This is a genomic window from Duganella sp. Dugasp78 (genome assembly GCF_059491455.1).
Genome location: NZ_CP168506.1, coordinates 491,334 through 517,493 on the forward strand (window position 1 = coordinate 491,334; position 26,160 = coordinate 517,493).

Here is a 26,160-nt window from a genome sequence, read left to right on the forward strand (position 1 = left end):
TCCAATTTTTATGAGCCCACCCGGCAGCTGCGCCGGATGGGCGGGGACATCAGTGTGTACAGCGGGATCAACCGACGGCGGCCGGCAGTTCAGCCACCAGGCGGATCGACGTGGTCAGCTCCTCCATCTGGAAGTGCGGCTTGAGGAAGACGGTGGCCGAATAAGCGCCGGGCTTGCCGGGCTTCTCGGTCACGTCGACCCGGCCTTCGGCCAGCGGGAAGCGGGCCTTCTCGCCCTGCGTCGCGTTCGGGCTCAGCAGCACGTAGCCGCTCAGCCAGTTGTTCAGGTAGTTCTCCACGCTCTGGCGGGTCTGGAAGCTGCCGACCTTGTCGCGCATGATGACCTTGATGTAGTGCGCGAAGCGCGAGGCCGCCAGCACGTACGGCAGGCGCGACGACAGCGCCGCGTTGGCGTTGGCCGCGTCCAGGTTGTAGAGCTTGGGCTTGTTGACGGTCTGGCCGCCGAAGAAGGCGGCGAAGTCCGAGCCCTTGGAGTTGACCACGGCAATGAAGCCGAGGTCGTTGAGCTCTTTCTCGCGGCGGTCGGTGATCGCCACTTCGGTCGGGCACTTGAGCACAACATCGCCCTCGTCGGTCTTGTAGGTGTGGGCGGTCATGCCCTCGATCTTGCCGCCGCCCTCGACGCCGCGGATGGCGGTGGTCCAGCTGTGCTTGGCATAGGCGTCGGTGATGCGCAGGCCCAGCTGGTAGGCCGAGTTGGCCCACAGGTATTTGCTGTGGTCGCGGCCGTCGACGTCTTCCTCAAAGCTGAAGCTGTCCACCGGATTGGTCTTGGCGCCGTATGGCAGACGCGCCGAGTAGCGCGGCAGCACCATGGCGATGTAGCGCGAGTCTTCCGATTCGCGGAAGCCGCGCCAGGAGGCCAGCTCGGCGCTTTCGAAGATCTTCGACATGTCGCGCGGCACGCCCAGCTCGGTGAACTCGGTCATGTCGAACAGCGACGGCGCGGCGGCCGTGATGAACGGCGCGTGCGCGGCGGCGGCCACCTTGGACAGGCGTTGCAGCAGCGCCACGTCCTGCGGATGGCGGCCGAAGTAATAGTCGCCGATCAGCACCGAATACGGGGCGCCGCCGAAGGTGCCGTACTCTTCTTCGTAGACTTTCTTGAACAGCACGCTCATGTCGTGGTCGACGGCGCTCTCCAGGTCCTTGAGCAGCTCCTTCTTCGACACGTTGAGCAGGCGCAGCTTGAGGGTCGGGCCGGTTTCGGTGCCGTACACCATGTCGTGCAGGCCGCGCCAGGAGCCTTCCAGCTTCTGGAACTCCTCGTGGTGCATGATGGCGTTGAGCTGGTCGCTGAGGATGCGGTCGATCTCGGCCACGCGTTCGTTGATCATTGCGACCACGCCCTTGTCGGGGGCGGTCTTCATGCCTTCGTCCAGCACCTGCGTGGCGAACTGGCCCAGCAGTTTTTTGGCGTAAGCGTTTTGCGACGGTTCGACCGCCATCTTGCCTTCCTGGACGATGCGGTCCAGCAGGCTCAGTTCGCCGGCGGATTCCGTCGACTTGGCGCCGCCCTTGGCGGATTGACTAGTAGCCATGATTTAGCTCTCTCTTAAACGATGAGGGGAAGCACGCTTGGGCGTGCTATCAGGATGGGGTCGCTTCCGCGTCCGCCGCCGGCGCCGCGTCGGCGGCCGGTTCCTGGTCCTTGAGGGTCTTCAGCTCTTGCGTGTTCTGGATGATATTTTCCAGCAGCGCGTCGAGCTCATCGTTGCCATCGAGTTTGCCGAGCAGGTCGCGCAGTTGCTGGCGCACTTCCAGCAGCTTGGCCAGGCGCGGCACTTGCGTGACGATGGATTCGGGATGGAAGTGGTCGAACTCGGTGAAGTTGAGTTCCACCTTGAGATTGCCTTCGCCCTTGAGCGTGTCCGGCACCGAGATGTCGAGGCGGGGGGCGATCTTGCCCATGACTTCGTTGAAGTTGTCGCGATCGATTTCGATCAGGCGTCGGGCCTTGAGCTTGGGCGGCGGCACCAGCGGCTGGCCGGACAGGTCGGCCAGCAAGCCGACCACCAGGGGCAGCTCTTTTTTTTCAGTGGCGTCACCGATTTCGACGTCGTACGTGATTTGCACACGTGGGGGACGATTGCGTCCTACCCATTTTTGTAAGCTATCTGACATTCACATCCTCACATTATGGTGACTAGCGGCCGACGATACATATTTCAAAAACAGGCGGACTGAGCATTAAGCTACTTCTCGTGATACCACCATTTCGCGGAGCCGCAACGTAATTGATAGGTACAAAGATTTCCGATACTCAATTGATATTAAATGTAAATTCTTTTGGTCACAAGCTTTTTCAAAATTTGGTCCGTTATATTTTCGCCACGGATCAAGATGACAAATTCGTGACACCGTTGTCAGCTGGCGGGTGGCGCGTTCGGCGGTGGGGGGATTGCATCTTTGAAGTTTTGCAGCGCCGCATTCGGATCATGGGCGGGCAGTTTGCTGGCGGCTTCCTTGGCGGCATTGAGTTTGTCGGCCAGCGTTTGGGACGCCGAGGCCGGGTCGGCAAGGGGCGCTTTGCCGATGGCTTGGGCGGCTTTATCGGCGGCGGCCGCTGCGGTGCTGCTTGCGTCAGCGGCGGCTTTGGCTTTGGCGGCGGCGCCGGTCGCGGCTGATGTTTTGTCGGCGACGACGGCTGCTGCGCTGGCCGCGTCGGCGCCAGCTTTGGCGGCTGCTGCCTTGTCTGCGGTGGCTTTCGCGGTGGCGGCGTCGGACGCGACTTTGCTTGCTGCGTCCTTCTCGCTTGCGGCGGCGAGTGGATCGAGTTCTTTTGCGTCCGCAGGCATTGCGGCGCCGGCTTTCGGACGCGGCGCCGGGACGGCTGGGGAAGACGGTTTAGCAGGATCGATCGCGGGCGTGGGGGCCGATGCAGTCGGAACAGCGGTTGCGGGAGCAGCAGTGGCAGGAGCGCCTGCCGCGACATCGGCGTGCGGCGCAGGAGCGACAGCTGGAGCGCCTGTCGCAACATCAGCGACCGGCGCGGGGGTGGTGGCTGCGTCAGCTGGCGCGGCATCGGCGGCTGCGGCATCGGTTGTCGTCGTTTCGGACTTCGGCGCAGCTGCGGTGGAGGTTACGGTTGACGTTGGCTCTGCGGTTGCGGGCTTGCTGCCCGCTGGTTCTTGAGCATCGGCTGCGGCAGCGCCAGGCGTGCTGGCATCTTTATCGGCGGCCGGCGCATCTGCTGTGGCGCCTTGCGTTGCGCTTTCCTGGCTTGCCGATTTTTCGTCTGGCGTGCCACCGGCGGCACTGTCGCTGCCCTGCCCTGGCGCGCCGCCTGCGGCAGTCGACGAAGCGGCTCCTGTGGCGGCATCGCCCGTCGCTGCGGAGGTTGAGGCGCCGGCATCGGAGGCCGGAGCGCTGGCATTGGCATCGGCAGCAGGAGCGGCAGCTGTGGCGGCAGCATCGGAGGTTGCTGCTGCGCTTGCGGCGCCGGCATCGGCTGATGGAGCAGCGCTTGCTGCGGCGGCATCGGCTGATGGAGCAGCGCTTGCTGCGGCGGCATCGGCTGATGGAGCAGCGCTTGCTGCGGCGGCCGTGGCGGCGGTTGCTGCTGCATTTGCGGCGGCATCGGCGTTGGCTGATGTGCCGCCATGTTTAACCACCTCCGCATCGACGATCGCCTCCGCCTTGATCGCCTCGCTGCGCGCCGCATTGACCTGCGCCTGCACCGCCTCCACCTGCGCCACCGTCTTGTTGATCCCGGCCTGCGCCTCATCCTTCATCGCCGTCGTGCGCGTTGCCGCGTCGTCCGCCGCCGCGCCGACATCCTTCTCGCTGGCGACCACCTGCGCCGCCAAGGCCTGCTCCGACTCCCTGGCCGCGTTGGCCGCCTGCTCCGCCTTGTCTGCTTCCGATTTCACGTCGGCCAGCATGGCATCCGTATCCGGCACATACGGATCGGTCGCCGTCTCCGACTCCTTCTGCGCATCGTCCAGCGAGCCGGACATATCCGCCAGCGCGCCATCGGACTCCGCCGCCACGCCCTCCGCATCCTGCTTCATGCCATCGAACGAAGCCTGCACCTGCTCCGACACCGGACTATCCACGATGGACTCGCCCGCGCTCTGCGCACCGGATGCCGTGTTGTCGGCCGCCGTCTGCACCTCGCTCACGCCCTGTTGCGCCTCGTCCGCCGCCTGGCGCGCGCGGTCCAGCAAATCGCTGGCCGCCTGCTGCGCATCGGCCTTCCAGCTGTTCACAGTAGCGGCCACATCGGCGGCACTGTGCACCTGCGATTGAACCTGCGTGAAGGTGCCCGCCACGTCGTCGTAGAACTGCGCATATGGAGCGATCTGCTCGCCTACCGCGCTGATGTTCAAGCCGGCGATCGCCTGCGACGCCTGGTCCACATACGACAAGGCCTGGTCCGCCGCCTGCCGCACCTGCTGACGCGCGGTGCCGCTTGCCGAGTCCACCTGGCCGCGCGCGGAGGTCAGCGTAGCGGTCAGCTTCTGCATGGGCTGCATGGCCTGCTGCTTCACCGACGTCAACGCCGCGCTGAGCTTGCCCAGCCCATCCTGCGCCATCGCCGCAGCCTTGCCGACCTCCGCCTTGCCCTGCTGCAGGACGTTCTGCAACGGCGCGCCGGCGGCCTGGATCTGCGCCTCCAGCGGCTTGAACGTACGGTCCAGCAAATCCGACAGGTCCTGCTGCAAGCGCTTGACCAAGGGCTCGCATTGCAGCTTGTCCAGGCACTGCTCGGCGGCCGCGCGCACCTTGTCGAGGATTTGCTGGACGGCCTCGCCAGCCTTGTCCAGCTGCTCCTGCATCAGTGGCGGGATTTTTTCCGCAGCGTCCGAAACCTGCTTCAAGGCCACCTGCATCTGCTCCAGCAAATTCACCAGCGCATCAATCGCCGCCTGCACCTTCGCGATGGCCTGGTCCAGCAAGGGGTTCAGGGAATCGACCAGCGTGATGGCCTGCTCCATCAGGCCGGTGGCCTGGTCGCCGGCCGCCTTCACGGCCGCGCGCGCGCTGGCGATGGCCGTCTTCACGCCGGGGATCATGGCCTTGATGCCGACAAACAGCGTGCGGGCCGCCATCAGCGGCGGCGCCTTCATCATGTAGCGGGTGCAGATTTCGATCGCGCTGGTGCACAGCGCATCAGCCTGGTCGAGCTCGCTGGAGGCGGCGTCGAGCGTGCTGTTGGCTTCGGAGACGAAGACGGGGATATTGTCCTTCACCTGCACCAGCATGGCGATGGCGTCCGCGATCATGGTGCGCACCGGGACGAAATTCTCCGGCAACTGGCGCAGGACGGCCTTGGCGTTTTCCGCCTCCTCGTCCAGCTCGACCATCAGTTGCAGCACCTTCTCCACCTCGGCGCGGATGACGTCCAGCACTTCCTGCAGGGCTTGCTTGATGGCCTCCACGCGCTGCTCCAGCGCGTCCAATGGCTCCATCGCCTTCTTCACCATGCCGTCCACCGTGGCGGCCGCTGCGGCCAGCTGGTCGATGACGGCATCGACCTGTGCGCGGGCCGCCGCCAAGGGCTGGGTCAGGATGTCGCTCAGGTGGCTCAGTTGCGACGAGGCCTCGTCGAACAGGGCGTCGCAGTTGCGCGCCTCGTCGCCCAAGGCGCTGTTGACCTGGTCCACCAGATCGATCTGCGCCTGCAACGGCGCCAGCAGCGCATTGCCTTTCTCGTTGAGCAGGTCGGATACGCCGCTGATGGTTTGCGTGGCCTGCGTGGTGGCGTCCTGCATCGCGGCGTCGAGGTCGCCGACGTTGCCGTCCAGCGTATCGCGCAGCGCCTTGACCTGCGCCAGGCTGTCGGTTTGCAGCTGCGCGGCGCGCGCCAGCACGGCCTGCACCGCGTCGTTGCCGGCGCCGGGGCCGCCCTGCATCGTGGCCAGCTGCTGCAGTTGTTTGGACAGCGGCAGCAGGTCGCGGCCATATTGCTCGACCATGACACCGGTGCGCTTGGCCAGGTCCGCCAGCGCCTGCCCCCGTCCCGGCAGGCTATTGAAGAAGGTCATTTGCGCGCCGAAGTCCGGCACCAGCCCGGACAGTTCCGGCAGCAGCGTGCTCATCGCCTGGACCGCGCCGTTGGCCGAATCGATCACCGTCTGCACGCCGGCGGTCTGCGCCAGCAGGCGCTGCGGTATCGCGGCGGCGTCGCTGGCCAGCTGGCGCAGGTCGCTGGCCGCCTTCTCCAGCACGCCGGTGCAGCAGTCGATGATGGGTTGCGGATTGAGCAGGTCCGGGATGGCTTTCATCTGCTCCGCCACCTTCTGCAGGTCCTGGTTCAGCGAGGTGGCGGTGGTCGTGACTTCCGTGGCGAAAGTCTTGCCCTGCTCGACAATGGTGTCGGCCGCCTTCTGCACTGCGTTGGCGATGTTGACCGGACATTGCGGCAGCACCTCGATGGAGTGGTCGATGACTTTCATCTACAGCGCGCCCAGCGTGGAGGTGGTGCGCGAGGTGGCGTCGCTGAGCGCGGTCTTGATCGCCGCCACCTTGGACGGCGCCGGCTCCAGCGACAACGAGGCCGAGCCCACCGTCGAGATGGTCGCGTTGACTTGCGCCAGCGCCTGGTTCAGCTCCGGCAGCACTTCGGCGCCTTCGATGCGGATGTCCTCCAGCACCGGCAGCAGGTTGGGCACAACCGGGATCGCCGGCACCGCGCTCAGCGCCGGCAAGGCCGACAGCGCGGCGGCCGAGGCGGCCGCGCTGGACGGCGCCACCAGCCGGCCCGGCTGGGCTTGCCGGCTCAGCTCCTCCAGCACGATCACGGCGCCGCTCATCAGGCGCGCGGCCAGCGCGTGCAGCCAGCCGTCGGCACCCGCGTGGGCGGTCGCCAGCGAGGGGCCGGAACGTTGCAAAATCCATTTGAGTTCGGCGCGCGCGGCCGGTTCGCCCAGCCAGTAGCGCAGGTAGGTGTAGGCGTCGTCAGCCGAGGAGAAGCGCCGCCGCGCCCCCTGCGGCAATGCCAGCCCGGCCTGGCCGCCAGATTCGTAGAAGGTGATGCGGCTGGAATGGCGCCATAAGCTGGCCAGTGGATGCAGCATGGATGTCTCGGGAGGACAAGTGTCGATCGACAATAACATGGGCAGCTTGATAACGCAATCGGCCGCCAGGCCCGGCCACACCACAGTGTCCAGCGCCATCGTTGCGTGATGAGGCTGCCTTGGGGTAGCATAAACTCCGGTCTGCGGCCCAGAGAAAACGACAATGTGGAATCGCGCTTTTTTAAAAGTACTGGGTCTCATCGGTCTGCTGCTCTTGGCGCTGGCGGCGCAGGCTGCGCAGGCTGCGAGCAGCAGCCCGGCGCTGGACAATATCCGCAAGAACGGCGTACTGCGGGTCGGCGTCAAGACCGACTTCAGCCCCTTCAATTCGCTCAATGCCCAGGGCGAGGTGGTCGGCTTCGAGAGCGACATCGCCGCGCTGATCGCCGAGCGCCTCGGCGTGGCCCTGAAAAAAGTCAGCATCACCACCGAGAACCGGTTTCAGAAACTGGAGCTGGGCGATGTCGACATCCTCATTTCCACCGTCGGCGACACGCCGGCACGGCGCAAGATCGCCACCGCCATCGAGCCGGGCTACAACGAGACCAGCGTCAACGTGCTGTTCAAGCCGGGCGAGGCGGTCGACACCTGGGCCGGGATACGCCACGAAACCATCTGCGCGGTGCAGGGCAGCTACTTCAACAAGCCGATGAGCGAGCGCTATCTGCTGGAGCTGCAAAGCTACAAGACCGTGCGCGACGCCCAGCTGGCGTTGCGCGACGGCCAGTGCTCGGGCTTCCTGTACGCGACGGCGGCGCTGGCCAACACCAGCAAGCTGCCCGCGTGGAAGGGATACACAATGCCGCTGCCGAACGCGCTGATCACGCCGATGGCGATCTTCATCCCGCGCAGTGAGCGCGGCAGCGAACTGGATCTGGCGCTGGGCAATATCCTGGCTGAGCTGCACCGCACCGGCTGGCTGCTGGAGGCCAACAACAAATGGGGCATTGGCTCGACCTCCTGGCTGAAGGCGCAACAGGCGCTCTGGTCGGAGCGCGACAAGGGCGGGCTCTACAAGTGCGTGCGCACCAGCAGCGGCAACTGGATCGCCGCCTGCCGCAGCGCAGAGAACGTGTCCAGCACCGAGGCGGCCGGCGTGCAGGCGGTGGGGCTGTGGATCAAGGAGCAGCTGGGTGTGGACCTGAACGTCGTCTACGACCCGTACGACCGCGGCCAGTTCCTGCAAGGCATAGGCTATACCATGCTGCTGATCGCGGCCGGGGTCGCCGTCAGCCTGGCGCTGGGCATCACGGTCGCGGTCATGGTCGACGGTCGCGTCAACCCGGGCACGCGGGCCATCCACGCTATCATGGCCTACGGCCGGCTGACGCCGCCGCTGCTGATGATGTACCTGATCTTTTTCGGCTTCGGCAGCTGGAGCATGCGCGAGTTCGGCCTCAAGCTGCCGGCGTTCGCGGTGGCGGCCTTCTGCTCCGGCTACTACACGGCGGGCATGGTGATGCGCGCCTTGCTGGAGGCGGCCGCCCATGTGCGCACCACCGAGCCCGGCTACCGGCTGCGGTTCAGGCAGCTGGCGCGCACCGCGCAGTACGCCAGCTGGCCGGTCAAGCAGGCGCTGATCAACCTGACCAAGCAGACCATGATCGCCTCGGCCATCGCCATCCCGGAACTGCTGAGCGCGAGCAGCCTGCTGATCGCGGAAAAGGGCAATATCTTCGTGACCATGACGGTGCTGCTGCTCACCTTCTACCTGATCACCAGCCTGTGGACGCGCATCTTCAACTACGTGGAAAAGACCTGGCTGCCGACGGCGGAGCGACCATGAGCAACGAGACCCTGAGCTTCCTGTGGACGTGGACGCCCTTCCTGCTGCAGGGCTTCCTGTGGAACATCCTGATCGCGGTGTGCGCCGTGGCGCTGGGCTCGCTGATGGGCGCCGGCCTGGCCTGGCTGCGCGTGACCCGGCACGGCCGCACCGCGGTCGCCGCCGAGCGGGTCTCGACCTTTTTCCGCGGCGTGCCGACGCTGGCGCTGATCTTTTACGCGGTGTTCGTGCTGCCGGCCGAGTTCACGCTGCCGGATAGCGCCGTCACGCTGCACATACCGCAGTGGGTCAAGGCGGTGATCGGCCTGTCGGCGGCGCCGCTGTCGTTTACCTCCGAGAGCCTGGTGGTGGCGCACCGCGCCTGGAAGCGCGGCGACATCGGCGCGGCGCTGCTGTTCATCCCCACCTGGATCAATGTGTTCCTGATTTCCTTCATCGCTTCCAGCGCCTCGTCGCTGGTGGGCGTGAGCGAACTGGTCAGCCGTTGCAACACGGTGATCGCCGCCACCGGCACCAGCGTCATGGTGCCGGTGTATATTTACTGCAGTTTTTATTTTGTGATCACCTCGCTGGTGTTTACCGCGCTGATCGGTCGTTTCAAGACGTCGGCGTTCATGGCCGGCATCCATCGCAAGCTGACGCAGCCCCCATCCGGCGGCTGAGCCGCTTTCTTACATTCTTACATTGAGGAGCGTTTCGTCGTGCCACTCACTTTCAAAGAAGAGATAGAACTGCAGGCGGCCTTCATGCACATCAAGCGCGAGCGCAAGGAGTCGCTGAAGGCGATGTTCAGCGGCACCCAGCTCAGGCCCAAGAGCCGGCTGGAGGACGCCCAGACGCTGGCCAAGGAAGCCAAGGAGTGCAAGAAAAAACTGGGGGCGATACCGGGCGTGGCGGTACCGCACTTCAGCATTCCGCAGCTGAACATCGACCTGTTCAAGGGACTGGACCTGCGCGCGCTGGTCGACTTCCGGATACCCAGCATCGGCCTGCCGAACTTCGATATCAACCTGATTCCCGACATCCGGCTGGGCGCCATCCCCGGCTTCAATCTGCCGACGGTGCGCCTGAACCTGAAGGGCCTGATCAAGTTCAAGGACTTGCTGCCGGATATATCGCTGCGCGCGCTGGTGTTCAAGATCGGACTGAAGTTCCCCGAACTGAACATGCCCTCGCTGCTGTTCGACCTCAGCAAGATATTGAACCTCGATTTCGACGTGGCCTTCCCGCGCATCCGCAGCCTGTTCCCGGATTTTTTCAACATCGACCTGAACGTCAGCCTGCCGCACCTGGCCATCCCGGACATCAGCCTGCCCAACGTCAACCTGCCGACGCTGGACCTGCCCAACATCAACCTGGGCGAGATCGACTTCAGCAAGATCCACATCCCCGGCTTCGACTTCCCGACCATGCTCAAGGTGCCGGGCTTCGACAAGGTGCTGCGGCTGCTGTTCGAGCTGTTCGATTCGCTGGACATCAACGTCATCCTGGCCGAGCTGGGCGCGGAGTTCATGGCCGACTTCATCAGCTCGGCCCTGCCGCTGGTGCAGCAGGTCAAGGCCGGCGCCAAGGCCGCCAGCAACTGGGGCACGGCGGCGATGGACTGGCACAAGGCGCAGAAGACCACGGTGCAGCGCGGCTTCCTGCTGCCGGGCGACGCCCGCGACGCCTGCGACGCGGTGGCCGCGCTGCTGCGCACCAGCCGCAACGAGCACGCGGCGCTGGCGGCGATCCAGACCACCCAGCTGGCGGTGTCCACGGCCGGGCTGTTTGCCGACCTGGGCGGCGTGACCGGGCCGGCCGTGGCGGCCGCCAGCGCGATCGCCACCACCTGCCAGAAGATCATGATCATGGGGGCGCGCTACAAGGAGATGAAGAAGGTCAACCTGATCCTCAGTACCTCGTCGATGGACGCGCTGAGCTCGAACATCTTCCTGGTGTCGCCACTGCTGGGCTGCTACTACCTGGCCAACAACAGCACCAGCAGCGTGCTCAACATCCTGTGCAACAACATCATCGAGGATGGCTGGATGGCGCAATGGGAACAGAACAAGCGCCAGCACCTGGACCCGCTGCTGACGGAGTGCGCGCGCTTCATTTCCGAGTCGCGCTACGTGCTCGATCCGGTGCGGCAGAACAAGGGCATGTTCGTCGAAAAGAGCAGCATGGACAAGCTGAAGGAAGGCCTGACCCTGTACCTCAAGAAAAAGGCCGGCATGGCGCCGGCCCACGCCCGCGTTGCGACCCACAAGTACGTGGGCTGAGCCGGCGGCGGACGATCAGCGGCGGTGGTAGCCGCGTCCGCCCCAGCCGCGATAGTGGCCGCCGCAGCACCAGTGGCCGAACGAGAAGTCCAGGCCGATGCTGACCGGTGGATAGTAGTAGGCGGGCGCTGGCGCGTAGTAGACCGGCGCCGGCTGGACGTAGGTGGTGGTGTAGGCCGGCTCGGTGGTGTAGACCACGCGCGAGCCAGGCGCCGGCGCATCCTCGTAGTAGGTGGTCGGCGACGAGCCGCTGGCGTAGGCGCGGTCCGACGGCGCGACCGCCACGGTATGCCACTGGTACGGATCCTGGACCCGCGCGGTGGTGGCGTAATAGCCGGGCTGCTGGACGGCGCAGCCGCCCAGGCTCAGGGCCGCCACTGCGGCGGCAACGGCGATGATGGTTTTCATGGCACTCCTCCTAGTTTCTACGTTTACTATATAAGGAAGCGGACCGCTGCTGGAGCCCGATTACAGCTTGTTACAACGGTTGTAACAGGCGAAAAAAAAGGAAACGCAGGCGCTTCCTTTTTTGATACCACTCCGGGGGGAATTAATCCAGCTTCCACGCGTAATCGACCTTGGTCCAGGTTTCGGCGGGAGCGCCGTCCTTGGTACCCGGCTTGAACTTGCAGGCGCTCAGGGACTTGATGGCCGCCTTGTCCAGGTTCTTGAAGCCGCTGCTCTTGTCGATCTTGGAATCGGCGACGCTGCCGTCGGCCTTGATCAGGAAGGACATCGATACCGTACCCTGCTCTTCGTTCATCAACGACGCTTTCGGGTATTCGGCCTTGCAGTTTTTGGCATCAAAACTGGCCGGGACTTCGGCAGCAAACGCTACCGGTGCGCTCGAAACGAGCACTGCTGCGATCACACTCAACCAACGTTTATTTGTAGACATGATTTCCCCAAGTGTAGATATCCGGCACCCGGGCCGCGCGTCGCCGCCCAGCCCGGTTGACACTGATTACAGCTTCCAGCTGTAATCGACTTTGGTCCAGGTCTGGGCCACTGCGCCATCCTTGGTGCCCGGCTTGAACTTGCAAGCGCTCAGGGCCTTGACCGTCGCCTTGTCCAGGTTCTTGAAACCGCTCGACTTCTCAACCTTGGACTCGACGACGTTGCCGTCCGCACCGACCAGGAAGGACATCGTGACATCGCCCTGCTCTTCGTTCAGCAGCGATGCCTTAGGGTATTCGGCCTTGCAGCTCTTGGCATCCAGCGATGCTGGCACTTCACCGGCAAAGGCGGTCGAAGCGGCGGACAGGATAAGGGCGGCGAATACACTGGTAGAAAACTTATTCATTATGCAAATTCCAAACAATTATTATTAAAAACTGGTTGATCGAATCCCACAGCGGACCTACGTGCCGCGCAAGAGCGCGGCGGCAGACTGCGGCAAAGTTTTAAAACTCTTCCCACTCGTCGCTGCCGGCTGCAGTGGCGGCCGCGGCGACTTTCTTCGGTTTGGCTGCTGCGGCAGGCGCCGGCGCGGAGGCCAGTTTCTTGACAGGGGCGCGGGCAACGATCGGCTTGACCACTGCCTTGACGGCGGCAGGCTGGAACACCGGAGCCGACACACGCTCCTCGCCTTCCACCAGTTTGAAGATGCTGACCACGCGCGACAGTTCGGCGGCCTGGTCCTGCAAGCTTTGTGCGGCGGCGGCGGCTTCTTCCACCAGCGCGGCATTTTGCTGGGTCATGCTGTCCATCTCGATGATGGAGTGGTTCACCTGCTCGATGCCGGCGCTCTGTTCCTGGCTGGCGTTGGCGATCTCGCTCATGATGTCGGTCACGCGGCGCACCGAGGCCACCACTTCGTCCATCGTCACGCCGGCCTGGCCGACCAGCTTGGTGCCGGCGCCGACTTTTTCCACCGAGTCGTCGATCAGCATCTTGATTTCCTTGGCGGCGCCAGCGGAACGCTGGGCCAGGTTGCGCACTTCCGACGCCACCACCGCGAAGCCGCGGCCTTGTTCGCCGGCGCGGGCCGCTTCCACTGCCGCGTTCAGCGCCAGGATGTTGGTCTGGAAGGCGATGCCGTCGATGACACCGATGATGTCGACAATCTTCTTGGCCGAGGCGTCGATCGAGCTCATGGTGTCGACCACTTCCGACACCACCTTGCCGCCCTTGATCGCCACGTCCGACGCTGCCGAGGCCAGTTGATTGGCTTCGCGGGCATTGTCGGCGTTCTGCTTCACGGTCGAGGTCAGTTCTTCCATCGCCGAGGCGGTCTTTTCCAGCGAGCTGGCCTGCATTTCAGTGCGCGACGACAGGTCGATGTTACCGGCGGCGATCTCGCGCGAGGCGGTGCCGATGGTCTCGGTGCCCGAACGGACCTGACCGACGATATCGACCAGGCTGTTGCGCATTTCCTTCATCTCCGACAGCAGGCTGTCCTTGTCGTTGCCATTGGTGTCGATGGCGATCGACAGGTCGCCGTTGGCGATGCTGCCGGCGATCGCGGCGGTGTAGTCAGGCTCGCCGCCCAGCTGTTTCAGCAGGCCACGGGTGATGATGTAGGCGGCGGCAACCGAAATCGCCACGGCCAGCACGCCCAGGATGATCATGAAGCTGCGGGCAGCCGAGAAGCCGGCGGCGGCGTCGGCCTGCACTTGCGCGTTCAATTTGTCTTCCAGCGTGCCCAGTTGATCCAGCGCGGCCATCCATTTTTTCTGGGCCGGACGGATTTCCTTGATCAGGACCTTGGTCGCGTCTTCGGCCTTGTTGGCCAGCCACAGCTCGGATGCCTTGGCGATGGCCGGCATGGCGATCGATTCCTGCTCCTTGACCGTTGCCAGCAGCGCTTTTTCCTCGGCGCTGGCTTCGGTGGCGAACTGCGAGCTCAGTTTGTTCTGCGCGTCGGCGTACTTGCCGGCCAGTTCCTTGATGCGGTTCATTTCCGGTTCCATGTCGCCGGCATCGGTCATCAAGGTCAGGATGCGCAGCGAGGTCACACGGTCGCCCACGTTCGAACGCATGTCGACCACCAGGCGCGACACCACGTTGTTCACCGAAATCACGTGATCCAGACGATCCTGAATCTGAGCCATGCGGAAGATACCCACGGTGGTCACCGCCACCAGGAATAAAAGAACCAGCGCGAATCCAAGACCCAGGCGCGTTCCGACTTTCATTTTTGCTAAATTCATTTCGTCTTCTTCGTAAGTGACACAGTTGATAAGAGTGCCCTTGGAAAGTCTCGTCTCGTGCACGACACCATCCACCCGGCCCTTGCTGCTAGGTAATTTTCTATGACAGTAGCAAACAATGACTGCGAATGCAAAATTTGCGGCTCCACCAGCTGCTTGCATGTAGTTTTACCGCAATATACAAACGGAGAAAAACGGTGGATATGTGTGTATATTCAGGAATTATAGATGCAAATTTTGCCTCAAAGCAAGCAAAAACTGCCTCAAAAATACGCAAACGAACTTTCTGCGTGGAAATACCAACAGTCCAATATATTGTTTGCTAGAAACGCCAGTTTGTGCTCTGTACTACGCAGCAATACGTAGACGGGCGGCTGCTTCGCGCAGCAGACGGGCATCGCCGAGGGCGAGTTTTTTGGAGTCGGACAGAACCTGACGGAATGCACGGGCACCGGGCAGGCCCGTCATCAGGCCCAGCATGTGGCGGGTGATGGTGTTGAGTTTCAAGCCCTGGGCGCCGTGCTGGGCCAGTTGGGCTTGAATATAGGGAATCATTGCTTCGAGCACTGCTTCGCGGGTCTTGGGGGCGCGCGCGTCGCCGTAGTAGCGCTGGTCGAAACCGGCCATTACAAACGGGTTGTGATAGGCCTCGCGGCCCAGCATCACGCCGTCCAGGTGCTGCAGGTGCTCGTCGATCTCGGCTTCGGTCTTGATGCCGCCGTTGATAATGATTTCGAAGTCAGGAAAATCGCGCTTGAGCTGGTAGGCGAATTCATACTTCAGCGGCGGCACTTCGCGGTTCTCTTTCGGCGACAGGCCCTTCAGGATGGCGTTGCGCGCATGCACGATGAAGGTCCTGCAGCCGGCCTCGGCGACGGTGCCGACGAAGTCGCGCACAAAGTCGTAGCTTTCGGTCTGGTCGATGCCGATGCGGTGCTTGACGGTGACGTCGATGCTGACGGCGTCGCGCATGGCTTTGACGCAGTCGGCCACCAGTTGCGGCTCGGCCATCAGGCAGGCGCCGAACGCGCCCTTCTGCACGCGCTCGGACGGGCAGCCGCAGTTGAGGTTGATCTCGTCGTAGCCCCACTGCTCGCCCAGCCTGGCGCTGGTGGCCAGGTCGGCCGGATCGCTGCCGCCCAGCTGCAACGCCACCGGATGCTCCTCGTCGTTGAAGCGCAGGTGGCGTTCGACATCGCCGTAGACCAGCGCGCCGGTAGTGACCATCTCCGTGTACAGCCAGGTGTGCTGGCTGATGTGGCGGTGGAACACGCGGCAGTGGCGGTCGGTCCAGTCCATCATCGGCGCGACGGACAGGCGGCGGCTCGCTTTCACGGGCGCGGTGTCGGTGGTCGGCAGGGTGATGATGGTCATGGCGGCAACTATGGGAATCGCTTGGGGGTCGTCATTATACAGCGGAGCGTGCGGGCGTGCAGCCGGGCGTCGGCCGCTGCAAAGGTCTCATCTTCGCGACAGCACCTCCGCCAGCTGGCGCTGGGCGCTGGCGGGCGAGATTTCGGGATGGTTAAAATAGTTGGCAACGACATCGATCCAGGCCTGCGAGTTTTGCGGAGGCATGAGCATCGATTGCGCGAACACCTCCCCGTGCTCGCGCGAAATCAAATCGAGCCCAATTTTCCCGCACGTATCGAGATTGTCGCGCTGGATGTCGATACGCGGCGGAATCGATCCCTTGATGCGGTTGAAGGCGAGCTGGTTGTTGACGCCCATGATCTGGCGCGCGAACAGACGCTGGGAGCGGCGCACCTGCTCATTATTTGTGACCGGAAAAACAAACGCATCGATGACGACGAAGTAGATGGAATGTGTCCCTGGCGCCAGCGAGCACCGGAAGTCCTTGTCGACCGCCAGTCCTGCCTCCAGCAGCTCGCCCTTCGCATAGTCGCCCATGAACTGCATGCCCGCCCGGCCTCGCCCAACCGCCATGGTCGCGTCGACCCAGGTTTTGCCGTCCCGGACGGGATCGACAAACGCGCTTAAACGCCGCAATATCTGCAGCGCCTTCAGCATCGGGGGCGCCATGACGACCTTGGAATCGCCGCCGCCCGACAAGCGCGCATACCCCTCGGGGCCGTAGACGCTATAGACGATGTCGTTGAACAGAAGAGAGATTTCCCAGCCGCCCGCCCCCAACGCGATGGGGACATAGCCGGCGGACTTGATCTTGGCGGCGCTGGCCAGAACGCCGTCCCAGCTGGTCGGCAGCGGCAGCTTTAAGCGATCGAATATTTTCTTGTTGGTCCAGAGCCAGTTTTCGGCATGGATATTGACCGGCACATAATAGATGTGTCCCTTGTAGCTGATGTGCTTGATCAAATTGGGGGGCAGGAAGTCACGCCAATGATCGGCAACCGCGATGTCGTCAAGATCCTGGATGACTCCCATCGACGCCAGCTCCATGCTTTCGCCATTACCATTCCACTGAACCACCGCGGGAGGATAGCCATTGGCGACCATGTCGGTGGCCATGGTGGTTTCGGCCAGCTTATCCTTGGACGGCATGTCGATCCACTTTCCACCCAGCCCATTCCAGGCATGGCGATAGACGTCGAGGGCCTTGCGCTCGCTTGGCGAAATCCAGTAGTGCGCCACCTCCACCGTTGGCTGGAACGGGCCGGCGCCGGGCGCTGGCGTCGGTGGCGGCTCCGCGCGGGCAAGTGGCATGCAGGAGAACGCGAGCATCCAGGCCGCCTGGTTCAAGGTGCGTGTCGTCATTGTCATCGCCGCCCCCTCATGCCGCCGCCAAGATGGACCGCAGGCCGCGCGTGGCGGTCTCGAATGGCTGCGGTTGCGCGAAGAAATAGCCCTGCCCGATGACGCAACCGGCCTGCCGCAGGAACAGGACGTGCTCTTCCGTTTCCACGCCTTCGGCAATGCAGCTCTTGCCAAGATTGGCGGCCAGATTGATCATGGCTTTGATGATCTGTTCCGATTTCACATCCGCCCCTATTTCGGAAACAAAACTGCGGTCAATCTTGATGTCGTCGAAATGGAAGTTTCTCAGATTGGTCAAGGACGCGAAACCGGTGCCGAAATCGTCGAGGGCGATCGATACGCCCCGCTCGCGCAGCTTGAGGACGGTCGCCAGAATCTGTTCCGTATATTTGTTCACGAAAACGTCCTCGGTGATTTCGATCGCGAAATCGCTCCAGTCGAGCGCGTGATGCTGCACCGCGTTCGCCAACATCCGGTAGCCGGTCTCGCAGATGAGGGTTGTTTCCGGCATATTGATGGCCACGCTTCCGAAATCCATGCCGGCGTCGCGCCAGGCCCGGATGTCACGCGCCACCTTGTTCACGACCATCTCGGTCATCGAGGTCATCAAGGACGGCGTGTCGAGCAGGTGCAGGAAGCGTCCCGGCGGCAGGATGCCAAGCTGCGGATGGCGCCACCGCACCAGTGCCTCAAACGCCAGATGCAGGCCGGTGCCGATGTCGATCTTGGGTTGGTAATACACCAGGAACTCGTCCTCTTCGACCGCCTTGAACAGGCCGGCGCGAAGATGGCTTTCCGCAAGGCGGTCGGCCATCATCGCCGTGTTGAAGATGACCAGGCTGTTGCGCTCAGTTTTGGCGGCATACAGCGCCAGGTCAGCGCAGCGGATGAGGTCCTGGGCGCTGGTGCCGTGATCGGGAAACACGGCGCCGCCGATGCTGGCCGCGATGCTGTGGGTGTGGCCATCGAAGGCGAAGGGCTGGGCTAGGCTTTCGCGTATTCGCATGGCGAGCTCCCCGGCCTGCGCGTGATGCGCCAGTCCAGGCACCAGGATCGCGAATTCATCGCCGCCCAAGCGCGCCGGGATGGCGCCCACCGTCACCGCCGAGGCGATGCGCCGCGCGACTTCGATCAGCAAGCCGTCGCCGGTCTGATGGCCGAAGGTGTCGTTGACCGCCTTGAAATCATCGAGATCAATCAGCAGCAGCGCAAACGAAGCATTTCCCGCATCGCCTTCCCCCGCAAGCGCGGGCGCGACCAGCCCGTTGAGCGTTTGATTGAACGACCTTCGATTGGAGAGCCCGGTCAGGCTGTCCTTGTTGACGAGGATAGACAATTCACGCTCGAAGACCTTCTTCTTTTCGTACTCGACGCGCAGTTTTTTAAGCAGTGGAAAAATGACCGCCGCGCCGACCACGCATAAGGCGACCAGCAGCGACAGGATCAATAAAGCGCTGATCCGCTTGGCCGCGACGATGCTCGCTTGACTCTTGGTGAACGATTGCGCCATTTCCAGCTGGAAGCCGCGCATGATGGCACCGTCGGACGCGGTGGCGAACTCGATGCCGCCCCAGAAGGAGGAATACTTGGCGCGGTCCGCACTGACGAACTTGCCCAGTTTTTCCGTGCGGTCGATGAAGGCGCGCAGACGAAGGTCGAGATCGCTCGGCGCGGCGTTCTTGTCGAGCTGGAGACGCAGACTGTGCAATTGCGCGCTGGTGTCTCTGATCTTGACGATTTGCTGGTTCATGTCGTCGACCATGCGCTCCAGCACATTTCCCGGGACGACATCGTCGGTGGCCCCGCGCGTCAACGCGCGCGCGGTGCTTTTCAGCTGGTGGAATTCAATGAATTGATTGCTGGTGAGAAAACTAATGTTTTGCTGTACGGAATGGCGCTCAAGAACGGTCTGCATCGAGGCATAAATCACCAAAACGATGATGATGACCACAAGCAACGTACCGACGTAATAATGCGAAATCGACCTGATGTGCCGATCAAGTGAGAAATGATCTACTGTGGTGGCATCGTCAAGGCTCATGGCGGGCTTACGATAAATTCCATCTAGCAATTATACAGAGCCCGTAACTAGCATTCCATAAGGAAATCCTTATTTTCACATCAAGATCGCACAAACGGCAGCGTCACCAGGCCGACCAGGTAGCGCGCCGGGTGCTTGCCGGGATTGGCGTAGCTGATGGGCTGGTCTTCGCGGATGGCCAGGCAGTCGCCCGCCTCCAGCCGCCATTGCTGGCCGCCGGCGGCGATGTCCATCACGCCCTCCAGCAGCCACACTTGCTGGTGGACGTCGGCCTCGCGCGCGACCTGCTCGTAGCTGACGCGCTGGCCCGGCGGGAACACCACTTCCACCAGCTGCAGCGGCGAGCGCACGGACGGCGACAGTTGCCGCCGCACGTAGCCGGACGCTGGATCGGTCCACACCGGCTGGCCGGCGGCGCGTTGCAGCGGCGACGGCGCGGCCGGCTCGTCCTCCCCCGCTTCGAACAGCGCGGCCAGCGTGACGCCGAGCGCGCCGGCCAGCTTGTCCAGCACGGTGGCGGTGGCGCTGCTTTCGCCGCGTTCGATCAGCGAGATATTGGAGCGACTTACGCCGCTGCGCTCGGCCAGCGCGGTCAGCGACAGCCCGTGGCGGTCGCGCAAGGCCAGCAGGCGGCTGGCAATGAGTTTGTTGATATCCATAAAATCCATTATACTGGATTTACTCATCCACTAAAATGCCCGCCATGCAAATCACCTTTGAATCCCCCGACCAGCCCGAAGTCATCGCCCTGATCGCCGATCTCGATGCTTATCACCTGAGCCTGTATCCGCCGGAAAGCGTGTATGCGCTGGATCTGCCGTCGCTGATGCAGCCGCATGTCCGCTTCGCGGTCGCGCGCGACGCGCAGGGCACCATCGTCGGCTGCGGCGCCGTCGTGCTGACGCCGGAGTACGGCGAGATCAAGCGCATGTACGTGCAGCCTGCCGCGCGCGGACAAGGCCTGGCGCGCGGCGTGCTGGCCTTGCTGGAACAGGCGGCGCTGGACCACGGCTGCCCGCAGCTGGTGCTGGAATCGGGCCCGTCCCAGCCGGAAGCGCTCAGCCTGTACGAACGCCATGGCTTCCGGCGCTGCGGCCCCTACGGCGATTACCCGGACGATCCGCTGAGCGTCTTCATGCACAAGCCGCTGCGCCACTGATCACGCCTTGCTCTTCTTGCCGACCACCGCCAGCTTCGGCGCGCGCACCTCGAACATGGCCGCGATGCGCTCCAGCCGCGCGGCGCCGTCGCCGGTCAGCGTGCCGGTGGCGCCGGCCACCTGGCGCACGATGGACAGCGCCGTCGCGCGCGCTTGTGGCTCGTCCGGCAGCAGCAGCGGCAGGTCGCGCACCGCCGCCTCCTCGTCCACCTGCAGCATCAGGTATTGCTCGCGCAAGATGGACTTGAAGTGGGTCACGCTCAGTTCCTTGTCGTCCGACGTGCGCAGGCGCAGCTGGCGGATGGTGGCGAAGGCGCGCTCGTCGGCGGCGCTCATTTCCGGGCTGCGGTAGATGTACAGCAGCCCGCGGATGATGGCTTCGGTGACGCCGCCTTCCGCCGTCTTCAGCGCCGCCGCCGCGCGGTGCGCGTTCAGCATGGCCTCGCGCGCGATGTCGCGGCCGATGCGGCGCGGACGGCCGCCGTCGGTGCGCAAGCCCACCAGCGCCTGCAGCAGCGGCGATCCGTACATGTCGAGGAAGAATTTTTCCGTGGCCTGGTCGCGCAGGTCGCGGTAGCGGTCCAGCGCGTCGACAATCTGCTGCGACATCGCTTCCTGCATCTGCAGGAAGACGTTGTCCTGCGCCACCGGACGGCGTTCGGCGCGCACCCTGGCGGCCATGGCCGGTATGCCGTCGAGCAGCGGATTCTTGCTGGAGAACATGCGGTAGCGCATGCGCAGCGGGTGCGACTCGCGCTGCTGTTCGGCGCTGGTCTCGGTGACCATGGCCTTGACCAGCGGACTGGCAAACGTGCGGTACAGGCCGGTGTTAATTTCCGACAGGCGGGCCACGGTGGCGAAGCGGCGCTCGTCCTCGGCGTCGTTGCCGCCCAGCGCGCGCAGCACGTCCAGGCCGCGCCGCTCGAAGCGCATCACGTAATCGCCGGCCGACATGTCGCCGGCGGCGATTTCCGCCTGCAGCATTTCCTCGTCCTTGTCGAGGAACACCGCTTCGTACAGGCCGGGCGGCATGACGTCGATCATGTCCATCGCCGCCGTGAATTCCTCATGCTCCTTGTTGGCCACCGAGGCCGAGACAAAGATGCCCAGGTGGCCTATGCTCTGGTGCATCGAGTAGATGATGGTCTGGCCGCCCGCCACCAGCGCGGCGTCGTCCTCGTACAGGTCCAGCACCCAGCCCAGCGCCTGCTGCGGCGGCGTGATGTCGTCGCCCCACGAGCAGAACACCACGATCGGCGACTTGATGTTGCGCAGGTCGATGCGGTGGCCGTTGCTGTCGAGCAGAGCGGCGTCGCTCAGGCGGTTGCCGACGAACAGCGAGTCGGCGATGTACTGCATTTCGCCGGCGTTCAGCAGCACCGGGTTGCCCCACCACTTTTCAAATTCCAGGAAACGCTCCGCCTCGGTGTCGATCTTGGCGTAGACGTTGTAGTTCTTGCTCCACAGCGTGTTCGACGGATTCATCTTCTCGAAGTTGGCGACCAGTTGCGCGCCGTCGAAAATGCCATTGCCGAGGTCGCCCGCGAGGGCCGTCAGCCAGGTGCCGCCAAGCACGCCGCCCAGGTAGCGCAAGGGGTTCTTGCCGCGCACGCCGGCCCAGTACGACAGCGGCGCGCCGGCCAGCACCAGCGGGCCGACCAGGTCGGGATTGAGGGCGCTGGTCATCATGATCTGCCAGCCGGCCTGGCAGTTGCCGATCAGCGCGGGCTTGCCGTCGGCCAGCGGGTGCAGCTCGGCCACCTTGGCGATGAACTGCGCCTCGGCGCGGCACACGTCCTCGATGGTCTGGCCCGGCACCGGCTCCGGCAGGAAGCCGACGAAGTAGCACGGATGGCCGGCCTTGAGCACCACGCCGATTTCGCTGTCCTGCTTCATGCCGCCGATGCCGGGGCCGTGGCCGGCGCGCGGATCGAACACGATGAAGGGCCGCTTGTGCGGGTCGGGCGCGACGCCGTCCGGCGGCGTGATGTACAGCAGGCCGTAGTTGACCGGCCGCGCCAGGTGGCGGCCGTCGACAATGGAGGTGAATTCAAAGCTCAGCACATGGGGCGCGGCCTGCTCGTCGCGATGGTTGCGCTCGTCGCCGCGCTGGCGCAGCACGTCCATGAACAGCACACCGCGCTGGCAGGCATCGACCCAGTAGTCGGTCGCCTGCTGGGCCAGCGCGAAGGGATTGCCGGGCCATTGCGGCCACGGGGTCGTCTTGTCGTCGCTCACGGGACTTCCTCCATGCGTTGTATGCTGCCATGCATCAAAGTACCCTAGCGGTAACGAAAACGCAAACGAAACACACGCCCATAAAAAAACCGCAGCCGAGGCTGCGGTTCAGGTCAGACGATCACGCCGGGCTTAGAACTTGTGGTTGTATTCCACAGTGAACTTGGCCGAACGCGGGGTCTGGAAGGTGTCGTACTGGTGGTAACGCGGATCGATCACCGTGCTGTCGCCATCGTCGTAGGCTGACAGCTGCGACAGCGGTTTGTTGGCGTTCAGTGCATTGAACACTTCCACCTTCACCGCCAGGCCCTTGACGTAGGCTGGCGCATAGACCAGGTTCAGGTCCAGACGCTTTTCCCAAGGCAGGCGGCCCATCGAACCGCGTGGCCGTGGAATGCCGCCGCAGTTGAAGTACTCGGCGCCGTAGCCAGGACCACCGTAGTTGATGCCGTCCGGGTAGGCTGGATCGGTGCCTTGGTCCGCGGCATCGTTGGTGCCCAGGCAAACGACCGGGCGACCGGACTGGATCAGCAGATTGCCGCCGACCGACCACTCAGGCGTGACCTGGTAGAAGCCGTACGCCTTCAACTGGTGCTTGCGGTCGTTAGGCAGCAGGCCGTTGTTACCCGGAGCGAACTCTGGGAAATCCCACGCGGCCGAGGTGCCGACGTCCTTCTGGCCGGTGTCGGAACGGGTCTGGCCTTCCATGTTGCCGCGGCTACGCGACAGCGTGTAGAACAGCTTGCCGTACCAGCCATTGCGCAGCGGATGCTCGACGAAGAAGTCCAGCGCGGCATAGGTCCGCTCTGCGTTCGGCTCGCCAATCTCGGCGGCCGTGAAGTGCGCGAACTGGCCCTTGCCGGTCACGAGCGGATTGCCGTTCACATCGTGGCCATCGACCCATACCGTCACGTCCTTGCCCGGATTGTAGATGAAGCAGTTCATGAACAGCGTGTTGTGCACTTCAATGCCGTGGGCCAGCGCAAAGGCATACAACGGACGGGTGTCGCAGCTGTCGTCGATGCCGGCGCCCAGTTTGCGGTAGGTCCCCTTGACGCCGAAGTTCAGGTCCGGGCTGAAGGCTTTCTCGAAGCCCAGAGTGATTTCATCCTGGTAGTTCGGCTTCAGATCGGCGGCAACCACTGCGCGCGGGTTCTTCAGCGTACCGTATTCACCGTCCACCGAAACTGGCACGTTGATAGGATTCAGGCCCAGCGGTGCGCCGGTGGTTGGGCTGATGCCGGTGTATGTGAAGTCCTGGGTGGTCAGCGTCGAGCGGCTGGCGGCACGGGCGGCCACGCCGGTCGGCAATTGCAGGAAGTAACGGCCGGCGCTCCCCTTGATCACCAGCGAGGCGTCGCCGTTCACATCCCACGCGGCGGCCAGACGCGGCGCGATTTCGTTCTTCATATCGATGAACTTCTCGCCGTCGCCGTTGGTGTTGCTGTAGGCGTCGCTACGGATGCCGGCGGTGACCAGCAGCTTCGGCGTGACTTGCCATTTGTCCTCGAGGTACTGGGCGGACTGGGTGGCCGAGGCATCGGTGATCGAGCTGAAGATGCTCTGGCGGGCATAGTAGCCATCCACGCCGGAACCACCGAAGTTGGCGACCACGCCAGGACGGGAACCCGACAGCGGCACCGGCGTGTTGGCTTTGCCGATACCGACGAAGCGGTAGGTCCACGAGGAGCCGCCGCTGGTCGAATAGCCCGCGCCCATGGTTTCCATCTTGCTCGAGTCGATACCGGCGCGCAGCAGGTGGGTGCCGAGTTTGTACTCGAGATCCAGACGGCCGGACTTCACTTCATCCGAGCCAGGACCAGCGCGGCTGCCGTTGAACACGTTGTAGTTGCGATACAGGCTAGGGTCGATCACTGGTTTTCCATCACGCGACCACTGATTGAGCGCAGGCGTGACGCCGATGCTCGGTGGCAGGCCGGCCGAGCTGCCGGCGTAAGCTCCGCCAATTTCATAGCTGCTGCCGCGATCGGTTTTCATCTTGCCGTACAGGCCGTTGATGGTCAGGTCATCGGTGATCTGGCCGGTGTACTTCAGCATGTTCAGCACGGCGCCTGGCGTTTGAGTCGAATAAGCCGGGTCGGTGGGGCCAAGGTTTTTGCCGGTGACCGAGCTGTACAAATTGCTGGTCGGGGTACCATCCAGCATCGCTGCGGCGTTCGGATTGTTCGGGTTCAGCGCGAAGCCGTATTTCTGGTAGCGGGTGTTGTTGTTGTTGCCGGCGCTGGTGAACTCCAGGCGATGGTTATCGTTGATGTTCCAGTCCAGCTTGCCTAACCAGCGGTTATCCCACGTGCGGTTGGAGTTGAAGCCTCGCTGGCCGATAGTGGTCAGGTTCTCGACCGAGGTGACGCCGATGTACGAATCCTTGGTGATGGTCTGGTCGCCCGCCAGGAACATGAACAGCTTGTCCTTGATGATCGGGCCGCCGACGTAGGCGCCGTACTGGTTCGAGGTGATGCTGCGGGTATCGTAACGATTGTCCAGCGTGCCGTCGGTGCCTTTCGTTTTCTTGACCGGATCATCCTGGTTGTTCTTGTCGCCGGTGACAGGGTAGTACAGGTTCTGGCGATGGGCGCGCAGGCCGTTGGGCTGGACGCTGTAGGTGGCGCCCGCTTCCCAGGTGTTGGTACCGCTCTTCGACGTCACGCTCAGCACGCCGCCGATGGAGCGGCCATACTCCGCGCCGAAGCCGCCGGTCATCACCGACGCCTGCTGGATGGCGCCGAATGGCAGTTCCATCGCGCCCAGCTGCGACAGCGAGTTGGTGATCGGGAAGCCGTTCAGGTAGAACGCATTCTCCGACTGGCCGCTGCCGCCGAAGGAAGCGGTGTTGCCGTAGGCCGAGTCACCCTTGGTGGTGTTCGGCGCCAGCAGCACGATCGAGTTCAGGGTTTGCTGGACCGGCAGCTTGGCCAGGTCCTTGGCGGTGAATACCGCGCCGTTGTTGGTGTTGGAGACGTCGATGCGGTTGCGGCGGCCGGTCACCTGCACCGCCTGCACCGTCGCGCCGAACGAGGCATTGGTACCCTGGCCTGCCAGCACGTCGATTTCCGTGGTCTGGGCGACTTTGCCGTCGCGGACCAGTTCGACGCGATAGTGGCCGGCCGGCATGTTGGTGGCCGAGTAGCGGCCGCTGGTGTCGGCGCTGATGCTGCGCTTCAGGCCGGTCTCGGTGTTGATCATGTTGATGGAAGTGCCCGCTGGCGATTCCACCGTACCAAAGATAATCCCCGAAGCATTCGACTGCGCCATGGCCGGCTGGACCACGCCGGTCATGACCACCGCCGTGCCAAAGGCAATGGTTAACGCACGAGCAATGACTGTTTTTCTGAGCATGTGAATTCCCGATTTCCGATGTGAAAAAAAGCTTGGTTGACGGCCGGTACGTGGGTGAGCACGTCCGACCGCCACCAGCTATGTTTTATAGTTGCCCCAACTTTTTTCCTGTCACGGAAACGCCTGTTTGGCGCCCCCGTTGAAGCCCGCTTGCGGTTGGCAAGGCAAGCTCAAGCATCGATAAGACCACGCGGCCTAAAATGATGTCAATTGCGCATTCTGAGTTTCATCAACAAAACAACATTTATTTTTAAGTCATAACTAAACGCACCATCTTGGTGCAAAACTCACCCTGGCGGTGCGTGAAAATTTCGCGATTTTGCAAAACTATATTAAGTTAATTACTTTTCTAACCGTATAAAGATGTAACGATTTTGCATTGCAC

General features: G+C 63.3%; 18 protein-coding genes. 4 read left to right on the top strand and 14 right to left on the bottom strand.

What is annotated here, in order from left to right:
* Positions 1-67: 67 nt before the first annotated feature.
* From tssC to ACEN9O_RS02200, 4 genes are all read right to left on the bottom strand, one after another.
* Positions 68-1,561, bottom strand: coding sequence for a type VI secretion system contractile sheath large subunit (tssC, locus tag ACEN9O_RS02185; RefSeq protein ID WP_495616025.1), 1,494 nt, complete (start codon positions 1,559-1,561; stop codon positions 68-70).
* Positions 1,562-1,610: 49 nt separating this feature from the next.
* The gene (tssB, locus tag ACEN9O_RS02190) at positions 1,611-2,144 is read right to left on the bottom strand and encodes a type VI secretion system contractile sheath small subunit (RefSeq protein ID WP_495616026.1); all 534 of its coding nucleotides are present in this window, start codon (positions 2,142-2,144) and stop codon (positions 1,611-1,613) included.
* Between the two features lie 242 nt (positions 2,145-2,386).
* The gene (locus tag ACEN9O_RS02195; RefSeq protein ID WP_495616027.1) at positions 2,387-6,421 is read right to left on the bottom strand and encodes a hypothetical protein; all 4,035 of its coding nucleotides are present in this window, start codon (positions 6,419-6,421) and stop codon (positions 2,387-2,389) included.
* Positions 6,422-7,042, bottom strand: coding sequence for a hypothetical protein (locus ACEN9O_RS02200; RefSeq protein ID WP_495616028.1), 621 nt, complete (start codon positions 7,040-7,042; stop codon positions 6,422-6,424).
* Positions 7,043-7,205: 163 nt separating this feature from the next.
* Here ACEN9O_RS02200 and ACEN9O_RS02205 point away from each other — a divergent pair, with 163 nt between their 5' ends.
* From ACEN9O_RS02205 to ACEN9O_RS02215, 3 genes are read left to right on the top strand one after another with little or no spacing between them, the layout of a single operon-like run.
* A complete protein-coding gene (locus tag ACEN9O_RS02205) occupies positions 7,206-8,828 on the top strand; it encodes a transporter substrate-binding domain-containing protein (protein ID WP_495616029.1) in 1,623 nt (540 codons plus the stop codon).
* On the top strand, positions 8,825-9,490 hold the full coding sequence (locus ACEN9O_RS02210) for an ABC transporter permease family protein (protein WP_495616030.1): 666 nt from the start codon (positions 8,825-8,827) through the stop codon (positions 9,488-9,490). Before ACEN9O_RS02205 ends, ACEN9O_RS02210 begins: the two co-directional genes overlap by 4 nt.
* Positions 9,491-9,529: 39 nt before the next feature.
* Entirely contained in the window at positions 9,530-11,092 is a 1,563-nt protein-coding gene (locus tag ACEN9O_RS02215) for a hypothetical protein (RefSeq protein WP_495616031.1), read from the top strand.
* Positions 11,093-11,107: 15 nt separating this feature from the next.
* Here the strand turns inward: ACEN9O_RS02215 and ACEN9O_RS02220 are convergent, their stop codons facing one another.
* From ACEN9O_RS02220 to ACEN9O_RS02255, 8 genes are all read right to left on the bottom strand, one after another.
* On the bottom strand, positions 11,108-11,500 hold the full coding sequence (locus tag ACEN9O_RS02220; RefSeq protein ID WP_495616032.1) for a hypothetical protein: 393 nt from the start codon (positions 11,498-11,500) through the stop codon (positions 11,108-11,110).
* A 142-nt stretch (positions 11,501-11,642) separates the two neighbouring features.
* The gene (locus ACEN9O_RS02225) at positions 11,643-11,990 is read right to left on the bottom strand and encodes an energy transducer TonB (protein WP_445229683.1); all 348 of its coding nucleotides are present in this window, start codon (positions 11,988-11,990) and stop codon (positions 11,643-11,645) included.
* Positions 11,991-12,056: 66 nt separating this feature from the next.
* On the bottom strand, positions 12,057-12,395 hold the full coding sequence (locus ACEN9O_RS02230; RefSeq protein WP_495616033.1) for an energy transducer TonB: 339 nt from the start codon (positions 12,393-12,395) through the stop codon (positions 12,057-12,059).
* 100 nt (positions 12,396-12,495) lie between these two features.
* Positions 12,496-14,244, bottom strand: a complete 1,749-nt coding sequence (locus ACEN9O_RS02235; protein WP_495616034.1) for a methyl-accepting chemotaxis protein — start codon at positions 14,242-14,244, stop codon at positions 12,496-12,498.
* Between the two features lie 348 nt (positions 14,245-14,592).
* Positions 14,593-15,618 (bottom strand): tRNA dihydrouridine(20/20a) synthase DusA, encoded by a 1,026-nt coding sequence (gene dusA / locus ACEN9O_RS02240; RefSeq protein WP_495616035.1) that lies wholly within the window; start codon positions 15,616-15,618, stop codon positions 14,593-14,595.
* Between the two features lie 87 nt (positions 15,619-15,705).
* Positions 15,706-16,980 carry an ABC transporter substrate-binding protein gene (locus tag ACEN9O_RS02245; protein WP_495616036.1) on the bottom strand — a complete coding sequence of 425 codons (1,275 nt, stop codon included), beginning with the start codon at positions 16,978-16,980 and terminating at the stop codon, positions 15,706-15,708.
* A 16-nt stretch (positions 16,981-16,996) separates the two neighbouring features.
* Positions 16,997-19,021, bottom strand: coding sequence for a putative bifunctional diguanylate cyclase/phosphodiesterase (locus ACEN9O_RS02250; protein WP_495616037.1), 2,025 nt, complete (start codon positions 19,019-19,021; stop codon positions 16,997-16,999).
* 80 nt (positions 19,022-19,101) lie between these two features.
* Positions 19,102-19,680: a helix-turn-helix domain-containing protein gene (locus tag ACEN9O_RS02255; protein WP_495616038.1), complete on the bottom strand. Its 579-nt coding sequence runs from the start codon at positions 19,678-19,680 to the stop codon at positions 19,102-19,104.
* 44 nt (positions 19,681-19,724) lie between these two features.
* Here ACEN9O_RS02255 and ACEN9O_RS02260 point away from each other — a divergent pair, with 44 nt between their 5' ends.
* A complete protein-coding gene (locus ACEN9O_RS02260) occupies positions 19,725-20,180 on the top strand; it encodes a GNAT family N-acetyltransferase (RefSeq protein ID WP_495616039.1) in 456 nt (151 codons plus the stop codon).
* On the opposite strand, the gene ACEN9O_RS02265 is transcribed toward ACEN9O_RS02260, so the two are convergent.
* Both ACEN9O_RS02265 and ACEN9O_RS02270 read right to left on the bottom strand, forming a co-directional pair.
* The gene (locus tag ACEN9O_RS02265; protein ID WP_495616040.1) at positions 20,181-22,418 is read right to left on the bottom strand and encodes a DUF3141 domain-containing protein; all 2,238 of its coding nucleotides are present in this window, start codon (positions 22,416-22,418) and stop codon (positions 20,181-20,183) included.
* 132 nt (positions 22,419-22,550) lie between these two features.
* Positions 22,551-25,715 carry a TonB-dependent receptor gene (locus tag ACEN9O_RS02270; protein WP_495616041.1) on the bottom strand — a complete coding sequence of 1,055 codons (3,165 nt, stop codon included), beginning with the start codon at positions 25,713-25,715 and terminating at the stop codon, positions 22,551-22,553.
* Positions 25,716-26,160 lie beyond the last annotated feature (445 nt).

Coding starts and splice junctions, on each gene's coding strand:
- tssC (WP_495616025.1), bottom strand. CDS start 1,561: ATGGCTACTAGTCAATCCGCCAAGGGCGGCGCCAAGTCGACGGAATCC.
- tssB (WP_495616026.1), bottom strand. CDS start 2,144: ATGTCAGATAGCTTACAAAAATGGGTAGGACGCAATCGTCCCCCACGT.
- ACEN9O_RS02195 (WP_495616027.1), bottom strand. CDS start 6,421: ATGAAAGTCATCGACCACTCCATCGAGGTGCTGCCGCAATGTCCGGTC.
- ACEN9O_RS02200 (WP_495616028.1), bottom strand. CDS start 7,042: ATGCTGCATCCACTGGCCAGCTTATGGCGCCATTCCAGCCGCATCACC.
- ACEN9O_RS02205 (WP_495616029.1), top strand. CDS start 7,206: ATGTGGAATCGCGCTTTTTTAAAAGTACTGGGTCTCATCGGTCTGCTG.
- ACEN9O_RS02210 (WP_495616030.1), top strand. CDS start 8,825: ATGAGCAACGAGACCCTGAGCTTCCTGTGGACGTGGACGCCCTTCCTG.
- ACEN9O_RS02220 (WP_495616032.1), bottom strand. CDS start 11,500: ATGAAAACCATCATCGCCGTTGCCGCCGCAGTGGCGGCCCTGAGCCTG.
- ACEN9O_RS02225 (WP_445229683.1), bottom strand. CDS start 11,990: ATGTCTACAAATAAACGTTGGTTGAGTGTGATCGCAGCAGTGCTCGTT.
- ACEN9O_RS02230 (WP_495616033.1), bottom strand. CDS start 12,395: ATGAATAAGTTTTCTACCAGTGTATTCGCCGCCCTTATCCTGTCCGCC.
- ACEN9O_RS02235 (WP_495616034.1), bottom strand. CDS start 14,244: ATGAATTTAGCAAAAATGAAAGTCGGAACGCGCCTGGGTCTTGGATTC.
- dusA (WP_495616035.1), bottom strand. CDS start 15,618: ATGACCATCATCACCCTGCCGACCACCGACACCGCGCCCGTGAAAGCG.
- ACEN9O_RS02245 (WP_495616036.1), bottom strand. CDS start 16,980: ATGACGACACGCACCTTGAACCAGGCGGCCTGGATGCTCGCGTTCTCC.
- ACEN9O_RS02250 (WP_495616037.1), bottom strand. CDS start 19,021: ATGAGCCTTGACGATGCCACCACAGTAGATCATTTCTCACTTGATCGG.
- ACEN9O_RS02255 (WP_495616038.1), bottom strand. CDS start 19,680: ATGGATATCAACAAACTCATTGCCAGCCGCCTGCTGGCCTTGCGCGAC.
- ACEN9O_RS02260 (WP_495616039.1), top strand. CDS start 19,725: ATGCAAATCACCTTTGAATCCCCCGACCAGCCCGAAGTCATCGCCCTG.
- ACEN9O_RS02270 (WP_495616041.1), bottom strand. CDS start 25,715: ATGACCGGCGTGGTCCAGCCGGCCATGGCGCAGTCGAATGCTTCGGGG.